At 44.0% G+C, this 24,332-nt stretch carries 21 protein-coding genes; 11 read left to right on the plus strand and 10 right to left on the minus strand.

All coding sequences use genetic code 11. The annotated features are described in order from the left end of the window. Positions 1–15: 15 nt before the first annotated feature. The 6 genes from KSW37_RS00880 to lysS form a co-directional block, all read right to left on the minus strand. Positions 16–1,224 carry a GDP-L-fucose synthase family protein gene (locus KSW37_RS00880; RefSeq protein ID WP_006847208.1) on the minus strand — a complete coding sequence of 403 codons (1,209 nt, stop codon included), beginning with the start codon at positions 1,222–1,224 and terminating at the stop codon, positions 16–18. 33 nt (positions 1,225–1,257) lie between these two features. Continuing rightward, entirely contained in the window at positions 1,258–2,367 is a 1,110-nt protein-coding gene (gene gmd / locus KSW37_RS00885; protein ID WP_217313060.1) for a GDP-mannose 4,6-dehydratase, read from the minus strand. Between the two features lie 64 nt (positions 2,368–2,431). Further along, entirely contained in the window at positions 2,432–3,157 is a 726-nt protein-coding gene (locus tag KSW37_RS00890; protein WP_217313059.1) for an HAD family hydrolase, read from the minus strand. A gap of 123 nt (positions 3,158–3,280) precedes the next feature. Further along, on the minus strand, positions 3,281–4,636 hold the full coding sequence (locus KSW37_RS00895) for a glucose-6-phosphate isomerase (RefSeq protein WP_217313058.1): 1,356 nt from the start codon (positions 4,634–4,636) through the stop codon (positions 3,281–3,283). Between the two features lie 84 nt (positions 4,637–4,720). Beyond that, on the minus strand, positions 4,721–5,719 hold the full coding sequence (locus KSW37_RS00900) for an NAD(P)H-dependent glycerol-3-phosphate dehydrogenase (RefSeq protein ID WP_217313057.1): 999 nt from the start codon (positions 5,717–5,719) through the stop codon (positions 4,721–4,723). Between the two features lie 124 nt (positions 5,720–5,843). Further along, the gene (lysS, locus tag KSW37_RS00905) at positions 5,844–7,574 is read right to left on the minus strand and encodes a lysine--tRNA ligase (RefSeq protein ID WP_217313056.1); all 1,731 of its coding nucleotides are present in this window, start codon (positions 7,572–7,574) and stop codon (positions 5,844–5,846) included. 272 nt (positions 7,575–7,846) lie between these two features. Between lysS and KSW37_RS00910 the strand changes: the two genes are divergently transcribed. The 4 genes from KSW37_RS00910 to menB all read left to right on the plus strand — a co-directional run bounded on the left by KSW37_RS00910 (position 7,847) and on the right by menB (position 12,310). Further along, complete coding sequence (locus KSW37_RS00910) at positions 7,847–8,287, plus strand: PaaI family thioesterase (RefSeq protein ID WP_119229393.1); 441 nt, start codon at positions 7,847–7,849, stop codon at positions 8,285–8,287. A gap of 3 nt (positions 8,288–8,290) precedes the next feature. Then, positions 8,291–9,469, plus strand: coding sequence for a chorismate-binding protein (locus tag KSW37_RS00915; RefSeq protein ID WP_217313055.1), 1,179 nt, complete (start codon positions 8,291–8,293; stop codon positions 9,467–9,469). A 107-nt stretch (positions 9,470–9,576) separates the two neighbouring features. Further along, positions 9,577–11,385 (plus strand): 2-succinyl-5-enolpyruvyl-6-hydroxy-3-cyclohexene-1-carboxylic-acid synthase, encoded by a 1,809-nt coding sequence (gene menD, locus KSW37_RS00920; protein WP_217313054.1) that lies wholly within the window; start codon positions 9,577–9,579, stop codon positions 11,383–11,385. Positions 11,386–11,488: 103 nt separating this feature from the next. Beyond that, positions 11,489–12,310: a 1,4-dihydroxy-2-naphthoyl-CoA synthase gene (gene menB, locus KSW37_RS00925; protein ID WP_153086387.1), complete on the plus strand. Its 822-nt coding sequence runs from the start codon at positions 11,489–11,491 to the stop codon at positions 12,308–12,310. 68 nt (positions 12,311–12,378) lie between these two features. On the opposite strand, the gene queF is transcribed toward menB, so the two are convergent. From queF to KSW37_RS00940, 3 genes are all read right to left on the minus strand, one after another. Continuing rightward, positions 12,379–12,834, minus strand: a complete 456-nt coding sequence (gene queF / locus KSW37_RS00930; protein ID WP_217313053.1) for a preQ(1) synthase — start codon at positions 12,832–12,834, stop codon at positions 12,379–12,381. A 40-nt stretch (positions 12,835–12,874) separates the two neighbouring features. Then, positions 12,875–13,567: a queuosine precursor transporter gene (locus KSW37_RS00935; protein WP_006847220.1), complete on the minus strand. Its 693-nt coding sequence runs from the start codon at positions 13,565–13,567 to the stop codon at positions 12,875–12,877. Between the two features lie 335 nt (positions 13,568–13,902). Beyond that, positions 13,903–16,149: an inorganic phosphate transporter gene (locus KSW37_RS00940; RefSeq protein WP_217313052.1), complete on the minus strand. Its 2,247-nt coding sequence runs from the start codon at positions 16,147–16,149 to the stop codon at positions 13,903–13,905. Positions 16,150–16,653: 504 nt separating this feature from the next. Between KSW37_RS00940 and KSW37_RS00945 the strand changes: the two genes are divergently transcribed. The 7 genes from KSW37_RS00945 to KSW37_RS00975 all read left to right on the plus strand — a co-directional run bounded on the left by KSW37_RS00945 (position 16,654) and on the right by KSW37_RS00975 (position 22,334). Next, a complete protein-coding gene (locus tag KSW37_RS00945) occupies positions 16,654–18,606 on the plus strand; it encodes a hypothetical protein (protein WP_217313051.1) in 1,953 nt (650 codons plus the stop codon). A 14-nt stretch (positions 18,607–18,620) separates the two neighbouring features. After that, positions 18,621–19,634 (plus strand): hypothetical protein, encoded by a 1,014-nt coding sequence (locus KSW37_RS00950; RefSeq protein WP_153072725.1) that lies wholly within the window; start codon positions 18,621–18,623, stop codon positions 19,632–19,634. A gap of 11 nt (positions 19,635–19,645) precedes the next feature. Next, positions 19,646–20,086 carry a DUF805 domain-containing protein gene (locus KSW37_RS00955; RefSeq protein WP_153072726.1) on the plus strand — a complete coding sequence of 147 codons (441 nt, stop codon included), beginning with the start codon at positions 19,646–19,648 and terminating at the stop codon, positions 20,084–20,086. Positions 20,087–20,195: 109 nt separating this feature from the next. Next, on the plus strand, positions 20,196–20,507 hold the full coding sequence (locus tag KSW37_RS00960; protein ID WP_217313050.1) for a hypothetical protein: 312 nt from the start codon (positions 20,196–20,198) through the stop codon (positions 20,505–20,507). Beyond that, positions 20,500–21,204: a hypothetical protein gene (locus tag KSW37_RS00965; RefSeq protein WP_217313049.1), complete on the plus strand. Its 705-nt coding sequence runs from the start codon at positions 20,500–20,502 to the stop codon at positions 21,202–21,204. Before KSW37_RS00960 ends, KSW37_RS00965 begins: the two co-directional genes overlap by 8 nt. Beyond that, complete coding sequence (locus KSW37_RS00970) at positions 21,204–21,353, plus strand: hypothetical protein (RefSeq protein ID WP_217313048.1); 150 nt, start codon at positions 21,204–21,206, stop codon at positions 21,351–21,353. The genes KSW37_RS00965 and KSW37_RS00970 overlap by 1 nt, the downstream gene beginning before the upstream one ends. A gap of 282 nt (positions 21,354–21,635) precedes the next feature. Next, positions 21,636–22,334, plus strand: coding sequence for an HAD family hydrolase (locus KSW37_RS00975; RefSeq protein WP_118415608.1), 699 nt, complete (start codon positions 21,636–21,638; stop codon positions 22,332–22,334). A 999-nt stretch (positions 22,335–23,333) separates the two neighbouring features. Here the strand turns inward: KSW37_RS00975 and miaA are convergent. Then, the gene (gene miaA, locus KSW37_RS00980) at positions 23,334–24,233 is read right to left on the minus strand and encodes a tRNA (adenosine(37)-N6)-dimethylallyltransferase MiaA (RefSeq protein ID WP_217313047.1); all 900 of its coding nucleotides are present in this window, start codon (positions 24,231–24,233) and stop codon (positions 23,334–23,336) included. Between the last annotated feature and the right edge of the window lie 99 nt (positions 24,234–24,332).

Here is a 24,332-nt window from a genome sequence, read left to right on the forward strand (position 1 = left end):
AGTCGATATTCTTCTTTAGTCTTTCAGACTCTCCTGATACCAGTCGAAGAGTTTCTTTACACCATCCTCAATCTCTACCTTATGCGTCCAGCCGAGGCTGTGGAGCTTATCTACAGAGATGAGCTTGCGCATGGTTCCATCTGGCTTGCTGGCGTCAAACTCTACCTCGCCTTCGAAACCTACAGCCTTTACTACAAGCTCTGAAAGTTCACGGATGGTGAGCTCCTTGCCGGTACCCACGTTGATGTGACAGTTGCGAATCTCACCGAGAGATGGGATAGCGCCGCCACGGCCCTCAGAGTTGTTTCTATCCACAGCACCATCTACCTTGGCACCATAGAATACTGAACTGTACTTCTCAATACCGATGATGTCCTTGAAATCTACATTCAGGAGCACATGAACGCTGGCATCTGCCATATCCTCGCTCCAGAGGAATTCACGCAATGGCTTGCCGGTTCCCCAAAGCACTACCTTGTTGTCGTAGATGCCGTAGAACTCCAGCGCCTTCAGAATGCGCTCGTGAGAGTTGCTGCCGTCTACATTACCCTCGCCGATGATTTCGCGGAGCTTATCAGTAGGGTTGATAGGACGCTTGTTCATATCTACCTCGATGCTGTGCCAGTCGCCATCGTGGATAAGCTTGGCAAGATAAATCTTGCGCATCATCGCAGGCATTACATGGCTGTTCTCCAAGTGGAAGTTATCGTTAGGACCATAGAGGTTGGTTGGCATCACAGCGATATAGTTGGTACCATACTGAAGATTGTAGCTCTCGCACATCTTCAGTCCGGCAATCTTGGCGATGGCATATTCCTCGTTGGTATATTCCAGCGGAGAAGTAAGGAGCACATCTTCACTCATTGGCTGTGGTGCATTCTTTGGATAGATGCAGGTAGAGCCCAGGAAGAGGAGTTTCTTTACGCCATGAGAATAGGCGTTGCTGATTACGTTGCATTGCATCTTCATGTTCTGCATGATGAAGTCTGCACGATACAATGAATTCGCCATGATACCGCCCACGAAGGCAGCAGCCAGAACTACTGCATCTGGCTTCTCCTCATCAAAGAACTTCTCTACTGCATACTGGTCGGTCAAGTCGAGTTCTTTGTGAGAACGACCTACCAGATTGTTATAGCCTCTCTTCTTGAGGTTATTCCAAATAGCAGAACCCACGAGTCCGTGGTGTCCTGCAATATAAATTTTAGAATCTTTTGATAACATTGATTATTATTGTAAACTATCAACTGTTAACTATTACTTAACAATACCCTTCTCCAAGTATTCTGCAAGATTGCAGCGAACCTTCTGACCGGCATCCTCAGCAGCTACCTTAGCCATATCGCTCTCTACCATGATCTTTACGAGATCCTCGAACGATGTGGTGTTAGGATTCCAGTTGAGCTTGGCCTTAGCCTTTGTTGGGTCACCCCAGAGGTTTACCACGTCGGTAGGACGGTAGAAATCAGGAGAAACCTCAACAAGTGTCTTGCCGATGAGTTCCTCAGGACCCTCAACGCAGATACCCTTCTCGTTCTCTTCCTTGCCTTCCCACTTCAGTTCGATTCCTACATAGTGGAAGGCCAGCTGGGCGAACTCACGCACAGAGTGCTGCTTACCTGTTGCAATCACGAAGTCCTCTGGCTTCTCAGCCTGGAGAATCAGCCACATACACTCTACATAATCCTTGGCATAACCCCAGTCGCGGAGTGAATCCAGGTTACCGAGATAAAGCTTGTCTTGCTTGCCCTGCTTGATGCGGGCAGCAGCCAAAGTAATCTTGCGGGTAACGAAAGTCTCACCACGACGCTCACTCTCATGATTGAAGAGGATACCTGAGCAGCAGAACATGTTGTATGCCTCACGGTACTCCTTGACAATCCAGAAACCATACTGCTTGGCAACAGCGTATGGAGAATAAGGGTGGAATGGAGTGTTCTCGTTCTGAGGAACCTCTTCTACCTTACCGTAAAGCTCTGAAGTTGAAGCCTGATACATGCGGCAGGTCTTCTCCAAACCACACTGGCGGATAGCCTCCAGGATACGGAGTACACCGGTGGCATCTACGTCGGCAGTAAACTCAGGAGAGTCGAAGCTCACCTGTACATGGCTCTGAGCTGCAAGATTATAAACTTCTGTTGGCTTCACCTTGTTCATTACCTGGATGATACTCATAGAGTCACCGAGGTCGGCATAGTGAAGGTGGAAGTTTGGCTGACCTTCCAAGTGAGCGATACGCTCACGGAAATCAGTAGATGAACGACGGATTGTTCCGTGGACATCATACCCTTTTTCCAATAATAATTCAGCCAAGTATGAACCATCCTGGCCTGTGATACCTGTAATTAAAGCTACTTTTTTGTTCATGTTATTATATATTTTTATAATGGGTTTCTTATCGAAAAGTCTGAATTCATGTAAATGATTCTGATTAATCCTTAGCAATCAGGTTTTCGAAGTCATCACAGAATTCTGTCATTCGGTGATAGAGTAGATTGCAACCTTTATTTGATAATTCATCATCTGGTAGTGGACCGCTGTTGATAGCCACCGTAAAGATGTTGGCAGCCACGCCGGCACGTACGCCCAAGGGAGCATTCTCTACCACGATGCCTTCCCAGGGTTTCAGATTACCTGCTTTCTGCAATCCCATGAGATATGGGTCAGGATTAGGCTTTCCGCGCTTCACATCATAAGCAGTTACGATATGTGTTTCATCCAGAAAATCGCCGAAGTCGTTGAGCAGTCGCATGATGAGCGGGCGCTGTCCGCTTCCGGTTACCACTCCCACTTGCATGCCGGCCTCTTTAATCTTCTGCATGATTTCCTTTACGCCAGGGAATATTTCGGCAGTAGGCATGGAATGGAAGATTTCAGTCTTGACATCATACATCTTCTGTGCTTTGTCCAGCGTGATGTCGATGCCCTTCTGCTTCTTCACCATCATCTGGATGGTGTCAATGCCTCTAGCTCCTTCTGTAGCATAAGCGTCGGCTGCAGTCATGTGGATATCAAACTGCTTCATTGATTCCTGCCATGCCACAGCATGATTAGGCATGCTGTTGTATAGCACGCCATCCATATCAAAAAGCACGGCTCTAGGGGTAAATTCCCCAAAGCCGTGTTCTTTCAAGTATTTCGAAATAATTTCCTTCATCAACCTTTGTGTTTTAATGTTAAGTGTTTAATGTTAAATGTTAAGTTGTCTAACGGAGCAATTTCTTTGCCCGGTATTAATGGCGCTAGCCCTAATTTAACATTTAACACTTAACATTTAGCTTTACTCATTCTTCAAGCGCTCCTGGATAGCTTTGCTCTCTGCCTCGTAACCTGGCTTGTTGAGCAATGCAAACATATTCTTCTTGTATGCCTCTACACCAGGCTGGTTGAATGGGTTTACCTCTTCCAAGAGACCGCTGATACCGCAAGCCTTCTCGAAGAAATAAATCAGCTGACCGAGGTAGTAAGCGTTCAACTCTGGTACGTTAACCAGGATGTTAGGAACACCACCATCAACGTGAGCCAGACGTGTACCGAGCTCTGCCATCTTGTTTACCTCATCAACACGCTTGCCCTCGAGGAAGTTCAAACCATCGAGGTTTTCATCATCGTGAGGGAAGAGCAGCTTCTCGTTAGGAGTCTCAACGCTGATAACTGTCTCGAAGATAGAGCGCTCGCCCTGCTGAATCCACTGACCCATAGAGTGAAGGTCGGTAGTGAAGTCGCAAGCTGCTGGGAAGATACCCTTCTGGTCCTTACCCTCGCTCTCACCATAGAGCTGCTTCCACCACTCTGCGAAGTAGTGAAGTTTAGGCTGGAAGTTGCATACAATCTCAATCTTCTTGCCAGCCTGTGTATAGAGAGCCTGACGTGTAGCTGCATAGATAGCAGCAGGATTCTCCTCGAAAGCTACGTCCTTGCCGCAAGCCTTCTCCATATCAGCAGCACCGGCAACGAGCTGCTTTACATCGAAACCAGCTACTGCGATAGGCAACAAACCTACTGGAGTCAAAACAGAGAAACGGCCACCTACATTGTCAGGGATGATGAAGCTCTTGTAGCCCTCCTTGTCAGCACAAGTACGTGCAGCACCCTTCTTGGCGTCGGTAACAGCTACGATAACCTCCTTAGCCTCTTCCTTACCGCGCTGATCCTCGCACTGCTTCTTCAAGAGACGGAAAGCAAGAGCAGTCTCAGTAGTGGTACCAGACTTAGAGATATTGATGACACCAAACTTCTTGTCCTTCAAGAAAGAAGTCAACTCGAAGAGGTAGTCCTCACCGATATTGTTACCTGCGAAGAGGATAGTAGGGTTCTTCTTGTCGTTTACGAGCCAAGCGAAAGAGTTGCCGAGGCCTTCAATAACGGCGCGAGCACCGAGGTAGCTACCACCGATACCTGCAACTACAACAACCTCACACTTTTCGCGCAAAGTGTTGGCAACAGCCTGAATCTCATCGAGGAACTCAGGAGTGATAGAAGATGGCAAATGTAACCATCCCAAGAAATCGTTACCTTCACAAGTGCCGTTCTCAAGAGCTTCCTGAGCGGCCTTAACCTTAGGCTCGTAAGCCTTTACTGCACCTTCTGCGAGGAATGATGCAGCCTTTGTAATGTTTAAGCTGATACTTTTCATTTTTTCTTTTAATATCTAAATGAATGTGTTAATGTTACTACTTGAAGACAAGCTCTTCTACCGAAACCGACGGATAGGATGTGGCTATCTGAACGAATCGGTCAAGAGTTTGATTTCGATTTGCGGACTGATGCGCTCGTACAATATATTATATACAGCATCAAGAATCGGCATGTTGACGTGCATGTGGCGGTTGATTTCCTTCATACACTTGGTGCCGAAATATCCTTCGGCAATCATCTCCATCTCTATCTGCGCACTCTTCACGCTGTAGCCCTTGCCTATCATGGTACCGAAGGTTCGGTTGCGGGAAAAGTTACTGTAGCCTGTTACGAGCAAGTCGCCCAGATAAACTGAGTCGTACATGCTTCGGTCGATAGGGTGGACGGCTGTCAGGAAGCGGTGCATTTCCTGAACGGCATTCGACATGAGTACTGCCTGGAAATTGTCACCATACTTCAGTCCGCCACAGATACCTGCTGCGATGGCGTATACGTTCTTCAGAACCGAAGAGTATTCGATGCCGATGACATCGCTCGAAGTCTTGGTCTTGATGAATTCACTCGCCAGACAATCGTTGGCGAAGGCACGCGCCTTTTCGGTATCGCTACAGCCCACGGTGAGATAGCTCAGTCGCTCCAGTGCCACCTCCTCGGCATGAGAAGGACCGCCGATGCAGGCGAGGTTCTCGTAAGGCACATCGTAAACCTGATGGAAATACTCTGAGCACACGAGGTTTTCATCAGGCACGATACCTTTAATGGCTGTGATGATGAACTTATCGCTGAGTCGGGTCTTGAGCTTTTTGAGATGATTCTTCAGATAAGGCGATGGGGTGACGAACACGAGTGTATCGTAATTCTGCACTATCTTGTTGATGTCGGAAGAGAAGAAGATTTCTTCCACATTGAATCGTGCCGACATCAGATAGGCAGGGTTGTGCCCCATGCGCTTGAAGTCCTCGATGCGGTCGTCGCGACGCATATACCAGCCTATGTGATGAGTATGCCCCACCACAATCTTGGCAATGGCTGTAGCCCAGCTACCGCCGCCAATAATCGCTATTTTACCGCAGTTATACACTTCGAATGATTTTATAATTAATAATTAATAATGTATAATGAGGCTTTCGCCTTTGTTTGTAGGTATAATGTATAACTAATAAAAAGCCGGAGCTCTTTATTAATTATACATTATTAATTATACATTAAGCATTTGCTGCATCAATCCATCCCTGGATGTCATCAACAGAAGGCTTCTCGTAGCCGAGCTTGTACTTCTTGTTGATTTCTCCAATCTTCTGCTGCAAGCCTTGTGCTTTTTCTTCACGGATATCAGAGATGAGGTTGAAGCCTGCCTTGCGGAGCACGTATGCCCAATCCTCTGGCACGCCAATCTCTGCCCATTCCTTGATGGTGCTCTGTGGCATCTTCTTCTCTGGCTTCATCTGTGGGAAGAACAGTACCTCCTGAATGAAGGTCTTGCCTGTCATCAGCATTACCAAACGGTCGATACCGATACCGATACCTGATGTTGGAGGCATACCATACTGGAGGGCACGGAGGAAGTCCTGATCGATGATCATCGCCTCATCATCTCCCTTGTCGGCAAGCTTCATCTGGTCGATGAAACGCTCTTCCTGGTCGATTGGGTCGTTGAGCTCAGAGTATGCATTGGCAAGCTCCTTACCGTTAACCATCAGCTCGAAACGCTCGGTCAAGCCTGGCTTAGAACGGTGCATCTTGGTCAATGGAGACATCTCTACAGGATAGTCGGTGATGAAGGTTGGCTGGAGGAAGGTTCCCTCGCAGAACTCGCCGAAGAGCTCGTCAATCAACTTACCCTTACCCATAGTCTCATCTACATCCATGCCCTTCTCCTTGCAGAATGCGCGGATCTCTTCCTCGGTCTTGCCGTTGCAGTCGAAACCGGTCTTCTCCTTGATGGCATCGAGGATAGGCAGACGGCGATATGGAGCCTTGAAGCTGATGATGTTGCCATCAATCTCGCGCTCTGGCTTGCCGTTTACGGCGATACAGATAGTTTCGAGCAACTTCTCTGTGAAAGCCATCATCCAGTTGTAGTCCTTGTACTGAACATAAAGCTCCATACAGGTAAACTCAGGGTTGTGGTTACGGTCCATACCCTCGTTGCGGAAGTTCTTGCCGATTTCATAAACACCCTCGAAACCACCTACGATGAGGCGCTTCAGGTAGAGCTCGGTAGCGATACGCATGTACATATCCTGGTCGAGCGCATTGAAGTGGGTGATGAATGGACGGGCAGAAGCACCACCGGCAATGCTCTGAAGGGTAGGAGTCTCTACCTCTGTATAACCAGCGTTGTCGAGTACGCTGCGCAGAGTGCGGAGCACGGTAGCACGCTGCAGGAAGGTCTCCTTTACGCCATCATTAACGATGAGGTCAACGTAGCGCTGGCGGTAACGCAACTCAGGATCATCGAACTTGTCGTAAGCCACGCCATCCTTGTACTTCACGATAGGGAGTGGTTTCAAGCTCTTAGAGAGCAGGCACAATTCCTTGGCGTGAACAGATATCTCGCCAGTCTGTGTACGGAATACAAAACCCTTTATACCGATAAAGTCACCGATATCGAGGAGTTTCTTGAAAACAGTATTATAAAGGTCCTTGTTCTCGTCTGGACAAATCTCGTCGCGGGCGATATAGACCTGGATTCTTCCCTTTGAGTCCTGCAACTCAGCAAAGCTGGCTTTACCCATCACGCGGCGACCCATCATACGTCCGGCGATAACAACCTGGCGTGGCTCGTCCTCGTCCTTGAATTCAGCTTTGATATCAGTGCTGAATGCATTGGTTGGAAACTCTGCTGCTGGGTATGGGTCGATGCCCATCTCGCGCAATGTCTGAAGACTCTGTCTGCGAACGATTTCCTGTTCGCTAAGCTCTAAAATGTTCATATTCTATTCAGATATATCTTTTATTTTCTTATTTTTGGTGCAAAAATACAAAATAAATCTGAACTATATGCCGTTTTTTATGTTTTTTATTATTAAAGAAAGGAAAAGGTATGTAAAGTTTGCCCTTCATCAAATAAAAAGTGCGATAAATTTTGTTTTCTCTGAAGAAAGTCTTACCTTTGCGTTGAATTTACTAGAAACATACTTTGGAGCGAGGAGGAAACGAATGGCTCTGAATCAATAACAAAATACGAGAAATAGGAGAAAATAAGATGAACATAGATGAATTAGTAAAAAGAATCAGCAAGACTGATGGATTATCCAAGACGCTTGGAATGCATTTTATTTCTACCCCTGAGCCTGATACGCTTCAGGCAACGATGAAGGTAGATGAGCGTAATCGCCAACCTTTCGGTTTCTTGAGTGGAGGTGCTTCTTTGGCTCTTGCCGAGAATGTGGCGGGTATCGGTTCCCTGGCGCTCTGTCCGGGACAGATTGCCGTGGGCATCAACGTGAGCGGTACTCATGTCCAGGCGGTCAGCGAGGGCGATACGGTTACTGCCTTTGGCAAGATTGTGCACAAGGGCAGAACCTTGCATACCTGGCAGGTGGATATCAAGAATACGGCTGGTGAGGTAATCTGTACCGTACAGGTAACCAACTATGTGTTCACTCCCAAAAAAGATAATCCGAAAAAAGGGGGCAGAAACTAAGGTATGATAGCTTTTGCGTATTATCGTCTGCCTTATCTGCACCATGCTACCTATGTGGCTCAGCATGAGGGAGAACCTGAGGTGCTCTCTTCTGTGGCAGAACTGAATGGTAAGGAAGGTTTCGTGATTGCTCCTTTCGCGCCGTCCTGCAAATGTCCTGTGGTGCTGATGCATCCGGATGAATGTAAACTGATCTCTACCGAGGGGGCTGAAAATGCATCGCGATGCGGTACTTCCTACGTCGGGATGCAGCAGAATTTACATCGTGACGCAGCAGAATCTACGTCGGGACATAATTTTGAAGCCTATGCAAGGGAGTTTGAATGCTTTCACCGGCAGCTCTCTGAAGGTAAATTCAGCAAGATTGTTCTTGCGAGAAAACTGCGTATTCAGAGTCATCGGCAGCCTTTTGAATCTGTCTTGACTTCAGTTGTGCAAGATGCCGGCAAGACTTTAGCTGTGCAGAATACAGCCAATGCTTCAGTTGTGCAGGATGCAGACTCTTTAAAGGCTCTGTTTCTGAAGACCTGCCGGATGTATCCCCGTCTTTTTGTAGCCTTGGTTTATACACCCAAATCGGGTATATGGCTGATGGCTACCCCTGAAATACTGCTTAAAGGTGAACAGAATCAGATGGTAACCATGTCGCTGGCAGGCACCCAGAAGGCAGAACCTTCCAAGACCGTAGCCGATTATCCGGTAGAAGGGGTAGAATGGTCGGAGAAGAACAGAGAGGAACAGCAGTATGTAACCGATTATATCGAGGATTGCATCAAGGCCTTTTCGGATGATTATCAGAAGAAGGGACCTTATACCACGATGGCTGCTAATCTCTATCATCTCCGTACCGACATCGCTTTCCGTCTGCATGATACGGGGCGTTTGGGCGATGTGCTCGATGCCTTATATCCTACGCCTGCCGTCTGTGGAATACCGAAGGATGAAGCTCGCCGGTTTATCCTCCAGCATGAACATCAGTCGCGCAAATACTACAGTGGTTTTGTTGGACCGATTTCGCCGAAAGGAAAGACGCATCTCTATGTTTCCCTGCGCTGCATGAACATCCTGGATGACGGTTCCTGCGAACTCTATGCCGGAGGCGGATTGCTGAAGGAGAGCGAGATGGAGAAGGAGTGGAAGGAAACTGAAGCTAAGATGCTGACCATCCTGTCGGTCCTGTAAAGGTCTTGCAGAGAAATGATAGGGATTCATTCTGATTTTATAATACTAAAAGACAAAGGTTCTTCAAGAATCTGAAAACATAAAAATAACCTAAAAATTTAGGTGAAATGTATAGCAATAAAGAAAACGTCAATATTTTGACAAGCTTACTGGTAGCGCATGGTGTTCGCCATGCTGTGGTGTGTCCGGGCAGCAGAAATGCAGCCATAGTTCATAATCTCAACGAGTGTGAAGACATCACTTGCTATCCTGTAACCGATGAACGTAGCGCCGGCTTCCAAGCTCTTGGACTTTCTATGGCTGAAGGTTATCAGCCTGTCGTAGTGTGTGTGACTTCAGGTTCTGCATTGCTCAATCTTTATCCGGCAGTAGCTGAGGCTTATTATCAGCAAATCCCGCTCATAGTGATTTCTGCCGACAGACCGGCACAGTGGATCAACCAGTTGGATGGTCAGACGCTTCCTCAGCCTGATGCTTTGGGGCAGATGGTAAGAAAAGCGGTATCTCTGCCAGAAGTGTTAGAAGGTGAGCAGCAGGAAGAGATGCATTGGTATTGCAACCGGTTGGTCAACGAAGCGCTGTTGAAAAGCATGGGGCGGGTAAAGGGACCTGTACACATCAATGTACCTATCTCTGAGCCTTTCTATTCGTTTACGAAAGAAGCTTTGCCCGTTGAGCGCAAGATAGAGGTTGCTTACTGCAGGGCAAATATTGACACATTTGATGAGACCCCTTTTGAATGTGTGTTAAAAGCCAAACGTCCATTGTTGGTAATAGGACAGTTGGACAATACCGAAAAATATGTAGACTTGTTGGCTTATATTGACCGAATGCCTATATTATGGGAATCTCTGGCAATGCCACCTTATCTATATAAGGTTCAGGAAGAACTGGGAGAAGATTGGAATAAAACCACCTTGTATGGCGCTTTCGAGAATTTGCTGGATGAAATAAAGGACGATGAAAGATTCCGTCCTGACCTGGTGATTTATATAGGTGGACATATTGTGAGCAAGAAGCTGAAATCTTATCTGCGTTCGCTTAAAGGAGTTGAGCAGATAAGAATTTCGCAAGAGGCTGATATCGAAGATACGTTCATGCATCTTACTAAAGTGATGGATTTGCCAAACAGTGATGCTATGTCATGGTTGGGTAATTTTGGCTGGCACAACCACTGGGAGGATTATCGCAAATTGTGGATGGATGCGTTGGCTAAAAGCTATGAACGCAAAGAGAACTTCAAGCCTGAGTTCAGCAGTCTGGCTACCGTAAAGGAATTCTTCAGCCAGCTTCAGAAGGTTGAGCCTCAGGATTTCAAAGCGTTCACCTTAGGCGGTAAAGATGCTCAGGACGATGGTATCTATGACCGCAAATTCGATACATTCCTTCCAGGTATGATGAGCAGCGTCTTCTCGGGCAACAGTTCTGCCATCCGGTTGATGAATCAGTATGCCGACCGTCATGTTTACTGCAATCGTGGTGTGAACGGCATAGAAGGTTCTCTTTCTACGGCTGTAGGTTTCTCAATGTGCAAGAATGGGGCTGATAAGCATGTATACTGCGTTCTCGGCGACCTGAGTTTCTTCTATGACCAGAATGCGCTCTGGAATAGAAATCTGAACGGCAAGCTCCGTATCATCGTGCTCAATAATGGTGGCGGTGCCATCTTTGGCAAGTTCCAGGGATTAAAGGAGAGTCAGGCTCGCGAAGAAATGGTAATGGCAAAGCATCATGCAACGGCTGAAGGAATCTGTAGTCAGAATGACGTAAAGTATCTTGCAGCTCATACGATGGTAGAGATGGAACAGGGCATCAGCCAATTGATTCATGCCGAGAGCGAGCGCCCGATGCTCCTGGAGATTTTCACCGATATGGATGTAGATAACGAGATGCTGGAAGCCATCCAGAAGTGCTGATAGATGACTTATAAGAAACTATAACTGATAGTTCTGTCAAAAAAATAAGATAGTAAGTAATCATAAAGTTCAAAGTTCAAAATTCAAAGTTCAAAGTAATAAAATGAGAGAATGGAAAAAGATAGAAGGTTTTGATTTCAAGGAAATCATCTTCGAGGAGTATAATCATATCGCTAAGATTACCATCAACCGTGAGCGCTATCGTAATGCTTTCACACCGTTGACCACTTGGGAGATGGCGCAGGCATTCAACTATTGCCGCGACTGTCTGGATATCCGTGTGGTCATCCTGACGGGTGCTGGTGATAAGGCATTCTGTGCAGGTGGCGACATGCATGTAAAGGGCCGCGGCGGTTATGTTGGTAATGATGGTGTACCTCGCTTGAATGTGCTTGATGTACAGATGCAGATTCGTCGTTTGCCAAAGCCGGTCATCGCTATGGTAAATGGTTATGCCATCGGTGGCGGACATGTGCTTCATGTGATGTGCGACCTGACTATTGCTTCAGAGAATGCTATCTTCGGACAGACCGGTCCTAAGGTGGGAAGTTTTGATGCCGGTTTCGGTTCTTCTTATCTGGCACGAATGGTGGGACAAAAGAAGGCACGCGAAATCTGGTTCCTCTGCAAGCAGTATTCTGCCAAGGAGGCTGAACAGATGGGAATGGTTAATAAGGTAGTGCCTCTCGACCAGTTGGAAGATACCTGTGTAGAGTGGGCTGAAATCATGATGGAGCGTTCGCCTCTGGCACTCCGTATGATCAAGGCTGGCTTGAATGCCGAACTGGATGGTCAGGCTGGTATTCAGGAGTTGGCTGGCGATGCCACCATGCTCTATTATACGATGGATGAGGCCCAGGAGGGCGGCAAGGCGTTCCTTGAGAAGCGCAAGCCTCGCTTCGAGGATTATCCTCAGTTCCCATAATTTCATCAGCTATAAACAATAAAAACCTCGGAAGAAGCATAAAAGCAATCTTCCGAGGTTTCTTGTTTTTATTCGTGAGTAGCGAATCTCTGTTCTGCCAGTTTCTCGTATTTGGTGCCTGGCTTGCCATAGTTGGCATACGGCCAGATGCTGATGCCGCCACGAGGAGTAAAGATGCCTGTCACCTCTATATATTTAGGGTCCATCAGCTTGATGAGATCCTTCATGATGATGTTCACGCAGTCTTCATGGAAGTCGCCATGATTGCGGAAACTGAAGAGATAAAGTTTCAGACTCTTGCTCTCTACCATCTTTACGTCAGGAATATAGCTGATGCGAATCTCTGCGAAATCTGGCTGACCCGTAATAGGGCAGAGCGATGTAAACTCAGGGCAGTTGAAACGTACCCAGTAATCATTGCCAGGATGCTTGTTCACGAAAGTTTCGAGCACCTCTGGCGCATAATCCATTTTATATGTAGTCTTGGCACCTAATGCCTGAAGACCGTCTTCTTTTCTATCCACGCTTGGTAATGTTTTAATGTTTGATATTTACTGATGTCTTTTAGCCGAGGCTGAAGATCTTGAATACATTGTAGGAGATGTTGTTGTCGTATACATCTTCACCTTCATGCTTCTTCACGTATTTCACTACACGGATGGTCAGAGGCAATACCACAATCTCGTAGGCTGTCTTCAGTATCACCTGCCAGAGCATGAGCCAAGGCAATTCTGATGCAGGCACCACACCGCCCAGGGCAAGTGGGAAGAAGATAAGACTGTCGCAACTCTCACCTGCAATGGTACTGAGGATGGCACGGGCAGAGAAATGCTTGCCACCATCGCGGATTTTCATCACGCTCATTACATAAGCATTGGCAAACGAACCGATGATGAAGGCTACGAAAGAGGCTGCTGCAATGCGGGGTGCCAGACCGAAGATGGCATGAAAACCGGCATCGTTGGTCCAATAAGGTGCTGCTGGAATCACATCGCAGATAGCACCCAGCGCCACGAAGAAGAAGTTCATCGCAAAGCCGGTCCATATCAACAGACGCGCTTTCTGATAGCCCCATACTTCGCATACCACATCATTGATGATGTAGCTTACAGGGAATACGATGAGTCCACCGGTAAGGGAAACTGGCCCGAAGGCGATTTGCTTTGTTTCGAGTACGTTTGCTGCAATCAGGCAAACGCAGAAGAGGATGCTGAAAAGCATAAACAGCACGCTCACTTGAGTTTTTTTCTTGTCCATTTTCTTGTTTTTTACGAGGTTTACCAAGCACTCGGGTTATTGAATATGATGATTCTTTTCTGAAATCGGCTGCAAAATTACAACATTTCTTCCTAATAGCCAAATATTTGGGCAAAAAAAATGGCTCCAAATACTAATCACTAGCACTTGGAGCCCTTATCTAACTAAAAACCTAAAACTTTCTAAAACTAAACCTAACAATCTTAACCTATGAGAAACTAACCTTTTCAGATTATATTGTGATAGCGAAATAACACTCTTGTTATCCGCTGTCATCTGTCATCATGCAACAGATATACCAAAAAGTAGTTTCGTGACAAGATGTCAGTGTTTTTTTACTTTTCCATAAACTTCTTTGCAGCTCTTAACTGATGTCTCATCACACTCAGGAATTCCTGACTCTCCTGCAGTACGTTGAGATAAACCAGAGAAATCTGCATCAGCGTATTGTCAGTCATGTGCTGGATGCGGTCGATATGCTTCTTGCGGAGAACAGAAAGTTCGTCTTTGCAGGCATCTGCCTCGGCAAGAATCTCGCGATAACTGTCATATCTGCCGGTCTCTATCAGTTCGCAGCTCATGCGCATCAGGTCGTTGATCTTCTGGCGTACAGGAGCAAACTCCTTGATGTATTCAGCAGGAAGCGGATTGAAGTTGTTGTCAACATGTTCCTTGATTGGGTCGAGCATACGGCGCAGAGAGTAGATAAACTGCTGGTTGCTGTTGGCGCCCAGATGGAACCAGGTGTTGCGCTCGATGGCAATCTCGATAGGCGATTTCTTCAAACCGAGCATCTCCTGACGGCGGAACTTCTTCAGCATATCCTGTTCCTTCTTCAGATCCTTGTTGGCATGACGAAGGTCGCGGGTATTCTCGTTGGCAAGACCATCCATAATCAGGTTGAACTCGTTCAGGGCGAAGTGGCAGACGTAAGACTGGGTGCGTGAAACCTGACGGCGAAGCAAATCCCATACAATCTCCGGGTCGCGTGAACGCATCATCAGCTGGAAGGTACTGCTCTTGCCCTCTTCCTTAGCCTTCTTGTTATACTGGATGTTGCTGCGGATGAGCAGGTAGATAACCAAGCCCATGAAGCAAGCCTGGATGCCCACACCACCAAAGTGCATGATGATACAAACAATGGCACAGGCTGCGAAAGCTACACCGGCTGTGATGAACCAACCACCGATTACACTCAATACACCTGTTACACGGAATACGGCACTCTCGCGGCTCCATGCTCTATCAGCAAGTGAAGAACCCATAGCCACCATGAAGGTAACGTAGGTGGTAGAGAGAGGCAACTTGAGGTTGGTACCGATGGTGATTAGCATGGAAGCAAGTACCAGGTTAACGGCTGCACGAACCACGTCGAAAGCTGCACTCTCCTCGAGTTCAACATCATTCTTGTCGAAACGGCTGTTGATCCAGTTCATCAGTGCCTTTGGCATAAACTTCTTCAACCATGAATCTGTAGCCTGGCAGTTGCGTACAATCACGCGGGCTGCAGAAGAACTGCCGAACATCTCATCGCCCTCGTCCTGACGGCTCAAGTCAACAGAAGTCTTGATTACGTTCTGTGCCTTCTTGGATGTCGCCATGGCGATAATCATCACGGCACCGGCAGCAAGCAGGAAGCCAGGAGTGGTCTTGGCGCTCTCCATCAATGAAGTCATCATAAACTGGTCTGGCGCTGCACCATTGGCATTTGCCATATAGTCCTGATAAGAAGAGAGACCAGCCAGAGGCACACCGATGAAGTTCACCAGGTCGTTACCAGCGAAAGCCATAGCCAGGGCGAAAGTACCCATCAGCACCGTAAACTTGAAGATGTTGACACGGCAGAGATGCAGGAATTCCATCACAACAGCAGACACCACGAAGGTGATGCAGATGAGGAAACCGAGATTCTGGTCGATGTAATCGCGTACCTCAGCAGGCAAGTAAGGACTCTTGCCCAAACCCTTCATAAAGATGAAGTAAGAGAGGGCTGTAAAGGCGATACCGCCGAAGATGGCGATGCTGTAGCGGCTGTGCTTGCGGTAGTTGAAGGTGAAGATTATACGGGAAAGCCACATCACGAAAGCACCAAACACGAAGGCGATGATGACAGATGAGAAGATACCCATGATTACCTCCAATGCCTTGTTGCTGTTGAGCAATACGCCATAGTTGAGGCTGTCGTCGCCATACATCTTCTGAGTTGCGAGGATGAAAGCACCACCCAGCAGCTCGAATACCAGAGAGACGGTAGTAGATGTCGGCATACCTAAGGTGTTGAACACATCCAGGATGATGACATCAGTCACCATGACCGCCAGGAAGAGCGTCATCACTTCTTCGAAGGTGAAGTGGTCTGGACTCATGATACCATGTCGGGCTATATCCATCATTCCCGATGACATGATGGCTCCGAGAACAACACCGCAGGATGCGATAATCAATACGGTGCGAAATTTAGCCACCTTAGCTCCGATGGCAGATTGCAGGAAGTTGACAGCATCGTTGCTGACTCCTACGAAGAGATCGAACACTGCTAAACAGAGCAGGAAGATCACAATACATAAATAAATTGTACCCATATATTTTACTATTGTTTATATACCTTATTATATAGGGGAATCTCAACATAGCTAGATACATTTCTCCCCTTGCTTTTCCGGGTGCAAAGGTACGAGTACAATGTTACAGGTGATTTAAACAGGTGTTACAATATTGTTAAGATGTTGTTGTGCTGGCGATTGAATAAGAAAGTTGCCACCGAAAACAAAGAAAAGAGCGAAAATGTTTGGAAGTTACGGAAGTTTTTTATATTTTTGCAGACGGATAGGGTGCATTCCCTTTCCACTGATTTTTGAGATTTAAGAAGCGTTATGCTTATCATGATGTCGGAAACCTAGGAAATTTCCAAGATGTTCGTGTGGTGGCATAGTGGTTCTCACGCATAGCGTGGGCTGCTATTGTTGCATCTATGAACATGGGCTTTCCTAGGGCCTCCGATAGAAGATGTGGGCATTGCAGTTCACGCTTCTCTGTTTAACAAAAAGACCTAATAGGACTGAAAAGGTAATAAGGAGCTATTGGTGATGCTTAATATACTAAAAGGGAATATTCAATCCCCTGAAAGAAAAAAAACTGGAAAGAGGGCTTTTTCTGGAATTTTCATCGTTGTCGTATTATTGGTAATATCTGTTAGTGCTATAGTGTATATAGCAATACCTTCTGCAAGTTTGAAAGAACAAATTGATCTCAAAAAACATAATATTGAGTTTTTTGACAACTTGGAAAAAGAGCAAATATCAGCATTGAAAATACGAAGTCTATTCAAAAACAGAGTAACCAAGGACAATTCTGATTTCTTGCGTGAGATAGGCCCTATTCCTAATGGTAAGTTTTTGTCTTCTTTTTCTGAGGTAGGTGAAGGAAAATATGAATATAGGCAAAAATATGTAGCATATAGAGATAGATTGGTTTATTATACCGTAAATATTCCAAGAAGAGATTATTTCGGTAATATAGAGTACGATGAAGAAGAGAGAACAAAATTTGTAAAAGAACCATATTGGGATTATAAGATCACGAAAATTCCATTTGAATATTCTTACTCTTTAGTTACTTTTGACATGTCAGAATCAATTTCGGCTAATGCAACCGATTCTGTTTATGAAAAGCAAACTCTTCTATTTGCAAAAGAGCTGGAAGTATATAAGCACTATATGTTTTCACCAGCGCAGAGAAAAATTGTCTATGATAATGATTGGGCCACTTTTTATGGTAAGATTTTACCAACTAACAGAAAAGCTATTGCTTATTCGACTAAAGATCAAGAAGGTAAACCTGTTTTGAGAAGCATATTCTTTGCTAATAGAAAAGCTTATATGCTTGAAGTCCATAGTGAACATCAGTTGGAGGAAAAGTCACAGTGGATAATGAAAGGTTTTACTACGTTTTATCTTGGAGATTTTAATGACAGTGTGAATGGCAAACTCTTGTTGATTGTTCTAGGTGCTTTTATCTTTTTAGTTCTTATTCTTATTTGTCTTCTTATGCCAATGCATTTGTTAAGAACTAATACTATATTGTCAAGGCAAAAATGCATCTTGTGCCGTTGTATGTTGGTATTGGGCATATTGGATATGCTATGTGTCTTTACTGAGATTTATGGTATATGTATAGGCGTGTTTATGCAAGATTTTTATTGGTGGTGTATGTTCTGTCTATTCTTGGGCGCAACTATCACAAGTGTTTTTACTATAATATACGGTAAGAGTAGAGCAGAAAACACATTTGATTATTTGGTACCGAAGAGTGTAAAGAAATATTTGTATAATAGACATGTTACAGATGCAGAATATAAAAGCATTGTAGTCTTTTTGGTATATCCACTTTTTGTGTTGGGTAGTTCACCATTAGGCATAGGTGTACTCATTTATATATTACCTGTTTCGTTAATAACTTTGTTGTTGATGGAAATACGCAATTTCTCTAATTGGAGTCATGGAGATATACATAAAGATGGAAATGAGTTGAAAGGGGATGGCTTGGGTATATTCAAGGATTATTATTTGTTGTTGAATATAGACAGATCTGCCTCTGAGGAGGACATAGATAAGGCATTTAATAAAGCTATGACTAAATATAATTCCGGTATAGATTATAGTTTGTATGGTGAAACTTATAAACATAATATTCAGGAAGCTTATCGTGTGCTAAGTTCAACCAATCGGCTAAAACCAGAATATGATAGAGAGTTTGATGCTTATCGTGCATCAAATGACTCTGAGTATCTGTATTCTGATGAAAGAACAAAGCGTGATATAATGTTGGTACAGAAAGAACTTGGAGGTACTCTATTAGCTTCGAAAAAATATGATACTTGTGCTAAGGTACATAACTTGGTAATTCGTGCTGTCGTTATTTATGGTGTCTTTTTGGCAATAGTGTCTTCCATTCTTTTTGTACCAGTAAAGAAACATACAACTTTTGGTGATGTCTATTGGGAAAGTTTATGGGATAAAGTGAGATTTATTGATGACTAAAATATGTAAAAGTTATGAGACAGTTTTTAATGTTTACATTTTTAATGGTTTCCATACGTACTGCTTATGCGGAGGATAATTCTCCTGCATATTTTGGCGCTGTTTCGATAGTGGTTACAATTATGTTGGTATTATTGTGTATTTGGTTACTTAATTCCCATAATGTAACAAGAAAAGTAAAGTTGAGTATTCTCGGAGTAGGTATTGGAGTTTTTGGTTTAGTTCAAATGTTATTGTCTTTTGGTATGGAGTCTTATAGACGTAGTCTTCTTCCTCCTGATGATCCTGAGGTTGTGCTTGCGGTAGAAGAAATTAATGAGCAGATGCCTTTGAAACTAACGGATGGTATGACTCTTAGAAGTGTGGATTTGAAAGACTCTACAGTCGTTAGTACTTTGGAAATTGACGAAACGAAATATCCTTTTGAGGACTTTTTGCAGAATAAAGAACAGAAGAAGCGAATTATGATGGCAAACGTAGCAAAGAGTTCTCCTTTTAAGTCTTGCAGCTATGTGGATATTGCCAACAAAGGATATTCTGTAGCAATGTTGGTAAAGGGAATGCAATCTCATCGAGAAATAAAGTTTATTCTTACACCAAAGGAAGTAAAAAATGCTCAAAATCAACCAAAGCCAACGCCAAGAGAAGAACTGGATTTGTATTTGAATGAACTTAATAAGAATATCCTTGTTGATCTTGAAGATGGGCTGCTGTCTGCTCATGCAAGGATACAAGGACAAATTTGTGTTGTTGTCTATACCATAGATGAGAATAAGCTTGATATTTCAGGGTTTGAAAAAAGTAAAGAGTCTATGAGGGTAGAACTCAAAAATGAGTTTATGGTCAAGGGTGATTTGATAAAGTTAGCTTCCCTTCTTGCTCCTTTGGGTATGTCATTTAGAATTTGCTATGTTGGTAACTTGTCTAAAAAACAAGTGTCAATTGATATTTCTTCTTCATATATCCAAGAAGTTCTTGATAATGCAGTAGCTAAGATAATTAAATCACAAAATAAGCAAACAGAATAAAATATACGGTTATGACATTTTTCAATTCAATTAAAATGTGTTACATGAAGTCTTTTGATTTTAAGGGAAGAGCTTCAAAGAGTGAGTATTGGTGGTTCTGGCTGGTTCAGGTACCTATTACTTTTATAGCATTGGGGGCTTGGAACTCCGAAAAGTTTGATGTACTGTCTGGAGTGTTTTTAGGAATTACTATAGCCTCTATTCCTGCTAACCTTTCTTCTATGGTACGTAGATTTCATGATGCGGGATTAAGTACTAAGCAATGTCTAAAGAAATTGTCTTATGCGGTAGCCCCATTCCTTTTTGCTGTCAATTTAATGACAAAGATCGATCCTTTTTCTTCTTTTGCTGTAGTACTCTTAATAGCATTATTATTTTCGGCAGTCTCATTTTTCCTGTTGTTCATCATATTGATAGGAGACAGTGTATATGAAGATGAAGAAGAGGAATAAGGGATAAAGTCGTTCGCAAGCCTTGCGAATAAAAAAAGCAAGGCTTGCTGATACAACTTATCGATTTTTTGTTTAATTTTGCAATCGATATTAATAATGCTACTATAATATGGGAAATGATACAGAAAATATAAAGATATTATGCATCGGTGTCGGTGGGGCTGGCACTAATGTAATCAATCGTATGAAGGATATTGGTATTCCGAATGCAGAGTTTCTGACATTTGGAGGATATCGCTATGACTATAGCCATCCCGAAATTCCTCATTATAATCTTATAGAAGTCAATGAAATAGATAGCTTGCCTAATGGTTCTGGGCCAAAGGTCTTTGAAAGGTTGGCTAATAATGTTGCCGATGATATAAAGGAAGTTCTTTTGTATCATTTAAACTCTCGTAAGTTAGAAAATGAGAGTGTGTAAATATTGGATAGTTGTACTGCTACAGCTGTGCTTTCTTTCTATCAGCTGTGGAGAAAAGGGGGCAAAACAAGTTGCTCCTGCTCAAGATCATGCCTTTTTTAAATATGAAAATGATGAAGATGGAAAGTATTCGCAAGCGATGATAGCACAAATCATCAAACATTTTCATCTGCCAAATAATACTGTTGTAACAGATGAGGATGTTGATGCAATCTTGTTGAGAAGCGTTGATGGGGGAGATAGAATTTATGGCGGTGACGTAGTTACCATTTGGAAGTATTATAAGAAGCAGAATGATATTCAAGAAATAGTTACGGCGCATCCTATGGCAGATTTGTTATGGTATAATCCGGATAAAAAACATGGTGTAACGATAGGGCTAGATTCTGTTTTTGTGGCAAGTGAAGCCATGCTTGTCCCTCTAAATCCTGATGTGGTAGTTGTAAATGGAACAACAGACAAGATGAATACAATTTATACTTTTATAGTAGATAAGGATGCGGGAAAGGCGATATTGTTACCATCAAATCGTGGCTGCGTAGGCTTTACATCTGAAGATGGATTACCAATCTGCCAGTCTTGTCGTCATTATTCTGATACTAGGTTTGGTAGGTATTCTGTAGTGTCTGTTTATGATTTGGATGGAAAACTCGTCAAGGAAATGTCGTTTGAAGATTATAAAAAAGATGAGAAGTAATGACATATTCAATAGAAGAGAATCATCATTCGGGATTGGAGTTGTATTTCATGCCTCGTTTCTTTGTCTATAATCCTTGTCGCCGCCTGCAAGATGGCGAGGATGTTTCCTTCTCTGTTCCTTGGTGGTATCATCTTTATATCTTATAAGAAAGAGTATCCATGCAAGAAAGCCGCATATAAGCTGAGTGACATGTGCACATCAGTTGATATGCGACTGACGAATCTATATTCTCTGAAGACATATCCTAAATACTCCAACGATTTTTATTATATATCTAAAAGAGTAGTTTACAGGGTATTTCATATTGTTGCTTTATTTGAATTTTGGGCAAAGTTACGAAAAATATTGGTATATGCAAAAGAAAGCAGAATAATTTGTTTTCCTTTTCGGATAAAAACATTAACTTTGCAACTAAAAAAATGAAAAGTATGGAAAAGCTGAAGAATATCAAGGCGATAGCCTTCGATGCCGATGATACGCTCTGGGCATTACAAAACTATTTCGAGGACGTGGAGCATGAGTATTGCGAGCTGCTTGCGGAATATGGAAAGGAAAAGGATATTTCTGCTGCTCTCTTCGAGACGGAGAGTAAAAATATGGCTGATTTGGGATATGGCTGCAAGGCTTTCACCATATCCCTGGTAGAGAATGCGGTGAAGGTGAGTCATGGTAAGGTGGAGGCGAATGTCATCGCCCAAATTGTGGACTTGGGTAAGAGTCTCCTGCATCTTGATGCCAAGCCTTTGGAAGGGGTAGAGAAAACCTTGGCTTGTTTCCGTGAGATGAAGAAATATAAGCTGGCAGTCTTCACCAAGGGTGAGTTGATGGATCAGGAGAATAAGTTGTGGCGTTCGGGTCTGCAGCGGTATTTTGATGTGGTGACTATCGTGAGCGACAAGACGCCCAAGGCTTATCATCGTCTCTGCAGGGAACTGGATGTAACTCCCGACGAGCTGGTGATGGTGGGTAACAGTTTCAAGAGTGATATTGCTCCGGCATTAAAAATCGGAGCTTCGGCTGTCCATATCCCTTTTCATACCACATGGGCGCATGAAAAGACAGAGGAATTTGAACATCCCAAGCTCCGTCGTATTTCAAGATTCGAGGAACTTCTCGATATCTTATAACTCATATTTTATTCTTCTCCTTCTTCATCTTTCAGTGATACCAAAGTCTCAACGAATGGACTGTGCCGAATGCCTCATCCTTCGGCACCTTCTTCAAGAAGCATACCGGATTATCGCCAAAGAATTACCGCATGGGGGTGGAGTAGCTTAATTTGTAAATGCTTTATACTTTTTTGCATGCGAAATTAAAATTTCTCCCCAAAAAAATGCTGGTTTCGAAGAATCTTCGTACCTTTGCATTCGCTAGAACCCGCCAAGCCTCTCAACGATGCTCAAATGTGCGGGTCGTTTTATTTTTATACATTTTCCTAGCTGAGATTCTCGTATTTTCAAACGATTCTTATTTCTTTGTGAATATTGAAAATATGGAAGAAAATGGTAATATGTTAATAATCAAGGAATTATGGATTTGTTGGTTAATAGCGCTAAAATAGGAATTCTATAGTTGTACGACTATAACCCCTATAGTTGTACAACTATAACTCTACAGTTGTACGACTATAGCCTATATAGTCGTACGACTACAACTTTATAGTTGTACAACTATAGGGTATTCGCTTAATTAGAAACAAAAAATAGAGAATTCGAGATGCCCAAAACTCCCTATTTTCGTTGCTAGATTCCAAGTTTACCAGTATGCAAAATTTGGTTATAAATATTGACAGAAATACCCTTTTTGGCAGGGGAAGATTACTTCTGCTCTAAATGAAATAGGCTTCAATGGCGAATGAAGCCTATTTCAATCGCACATGAAGCCTGTTTCGATAGCACATGAAGCTTATTTCATTTTTACCTCCAATTATTTAGAATTCTGCATCAAACAAGACGCTGATTTTATAAGGTATGAAGAAAATCATCAAAGAACACGAGCATTTTGAAAAGTTCATGGGCTATAAAGCACCAGAATTCAAATCTGATTCCGGAGAATTCCATGTAATATTATGGAATCTCAACTATATTTCTAACAACAAAAATGAATATGCTATCGGGCGATTATGTCTATATCTCTTCATCGATAAATCGGATGATTTCATCTTGCTGGTCGGGATGATACCAGTGAATTTCTGCATCTCGCTTAAACCAGGTGAGCTGCTTGCGCATGTATTCACGGCTATGCGACTGTATCTGGCGGATGGCTTCATCCTTATCAATCTCGCCATCGAAATAGGCAAACATTTCCTTGTAGCCCACGGTTCTCAAGGCAGTGAGGCCCTTGTGTGGATATACGCTGCGTGCTTCTGCCTCCAGACCTTCCTCCATCATCAGCAACACACGCAGGTTGATGCGGTCGTAGAGTTCAGTTCTGTCGCGGTTCAGACCTATCTTGATGATGCGGAAAGGGCGCTGCTTCTTTTCGGCTGTGCGGAAAGAAGTATAAGTCTTGCCGGTCTGATGGCAGATTTCCAGGGCATGAACCACGCGGCGTGGATTCTTCCTGTCTACTATCGCCCAGTGCTCCGGATCCATCTTGTGAAGTTCTTCTACCAGTGCCTCCAGCCCTTCCTCTTCCAGACGCTGTTTCATCCAAGTGCGTATGTCGTCACGAACAGTAGGGATGTCGTCGATTCCTTTGCATACAGCATCGATATACATCATGCTGCCACCTGTAAGCAGAGCCACATCGTGGTTCTTGAAGATGTCTTCCTGCAGGAGATTCATCACATCAGCCTCATATTGGGCAGCGCTGTAATAATCTTCGATGTGGTGGTTTCCTACGAAATAATGCTTTACCCGCTGCTGCTGTTCGGCAGTAGGGGCTGCGGTTCCGATAGGGAGTTCGGCGAAGATCTGGCGGGAGTCGGCATTGATAATAGGTATAGCGAGATGCTCTGCCAGTGAAAGGCAAAGCTCCGTTTTACCTACACCGGTAGGACCTAAGACCACAATCAATGTTTTCATATATCATTCTTTATATTCAAGAAAAAAGCATCCTTGCTCGTTTCATAAACCTATGCAAGGATGCTCTTTTTACCTTTTTACTTTTTTACCCTTTTACTT

It is taken from the genome of Segatella copri (assembly GCF_019127135.1).
Taxonomy (GTDB): Bacteria; Bacteroidota; Bacteroidia; order Bacteroidales; family Bacteroidaceae; genus Prevotella.

Coding starts and splice junctions, on each gene's coding strand:
- KSW37_RS00950 (WP_153072725.1), top strand. CDS start 18,621: ATGAGACAGTTTTTAATGTTTACATTTTTAATGGTTTCCATACGTACT.
- KSW37_RS00940 (WP_217313052.1), bottom strand. CDS start 16,149: ATGGGTACAATTTATTTATGTATTGTGATCTTCCTGCTCTGTTTAGCA.
- KSW37_RS00880 (WP_006847208.1), bottom strand. CDS start 1,224: ATGTTATCAAAAGATTCTAAAATTTATATTGCAGGACACCACGGACTC.
- lysS (WP_217313056.1), bottom strand. CDS start 7,574: ATGAACATTTTAGAGCTTAGCGAACAGGAAATCGTTCGCAGACAGAGT.
- menD (WP_217313054.1), top strand. CDS start 9,577: ATGTATAGCAATAAAGAAAACGTCAATATTTTGACAAGCTTACTGGTA.
- KSW37_RS00915 (WP_217313055.1), top strand. CDS start 8,291: ATGATAGCTTTTGCGTATTATCGTCTGCCTTATCTGCACCATGCTACC.
- KSW37_RS00895 (WP_217313058.1), bottom strand. CDS start 4,636: ATGAAAAGTATCAGCTTAAACATTACAAAGGCTGCATCATTCCTCGCA.
- KSW37_RS00960 (WP_217313050.1), top strand. CDS start 20,196: ATGGGAAATGATACAGAAAATATAAAGATATTATGCATCGGTGTCGGT.
- KSW37_RS00890 (WP_217313059.1), bottom strand. CDS start 3,157: ATGAAGGAAATTATTTCGAAATACTTGAAAGAACACGGCTTTGGGGAA.
- KSW37_RS00970 (WP_217313048.1), top strand. CDS start 21,204: ATGACATATTCAATAGAAGAGAATCATCATTCGGGATTGGAGTTGTAT.
- KSW37_RS00935 (WP_006847220.1), bottom strand. CDS start 13,567: ATGGACAAGAAAAAAACTCAAGTGAGCGTGCTGTTTATGCTTTTCAGC.
- gmd (WP_217313060.1), bottom strand. CDS start 2,367: ATGAACAAAAAAGTAGCTTTAATTACAGGTATCACAGGCCAGGATGGT.
- KSW37_RS00910 (WP_119229393.1), top strand. CDS start 7,847: ATGAACATAGATGAATTAGTAAAAAGAATCAGCAAGACTGATGGATTA.
- KSW37_RS00945 (WP_217313051.1), top strand. CDS start 16,654: ATGCTTAATATACTAAAAGGGAATATTCAATCCCCTGAAAGAAAAAAA.
- KSW37_RS00955 (WP_153072726.1), top strand. CDS start 19,646: ATGACATTTTTCAATTCAATTAAAATGTGTTACATGAAGTCTTTTGAT.
- miaA (WP_217313047.1), bottom strand. CDS start 24,233: ATGAAAACATTGATTGTGGTCTTAGGTCCTACCGGTGTAGGTAAAACG.
- menB (WP_153086387.1), top strand. CDS start 11,489: ATGAGAGAATGGAAAAAGATAGAAGGTTTTGATTTCAAGGAAATCATC.
- KSW37_RS00975 (WP_118415608.1), top strand. CDS start 21,636: ATGGAAAAGCTGAAGAATATCAAGGCGATAGCCTTCGATGCCGATGAT.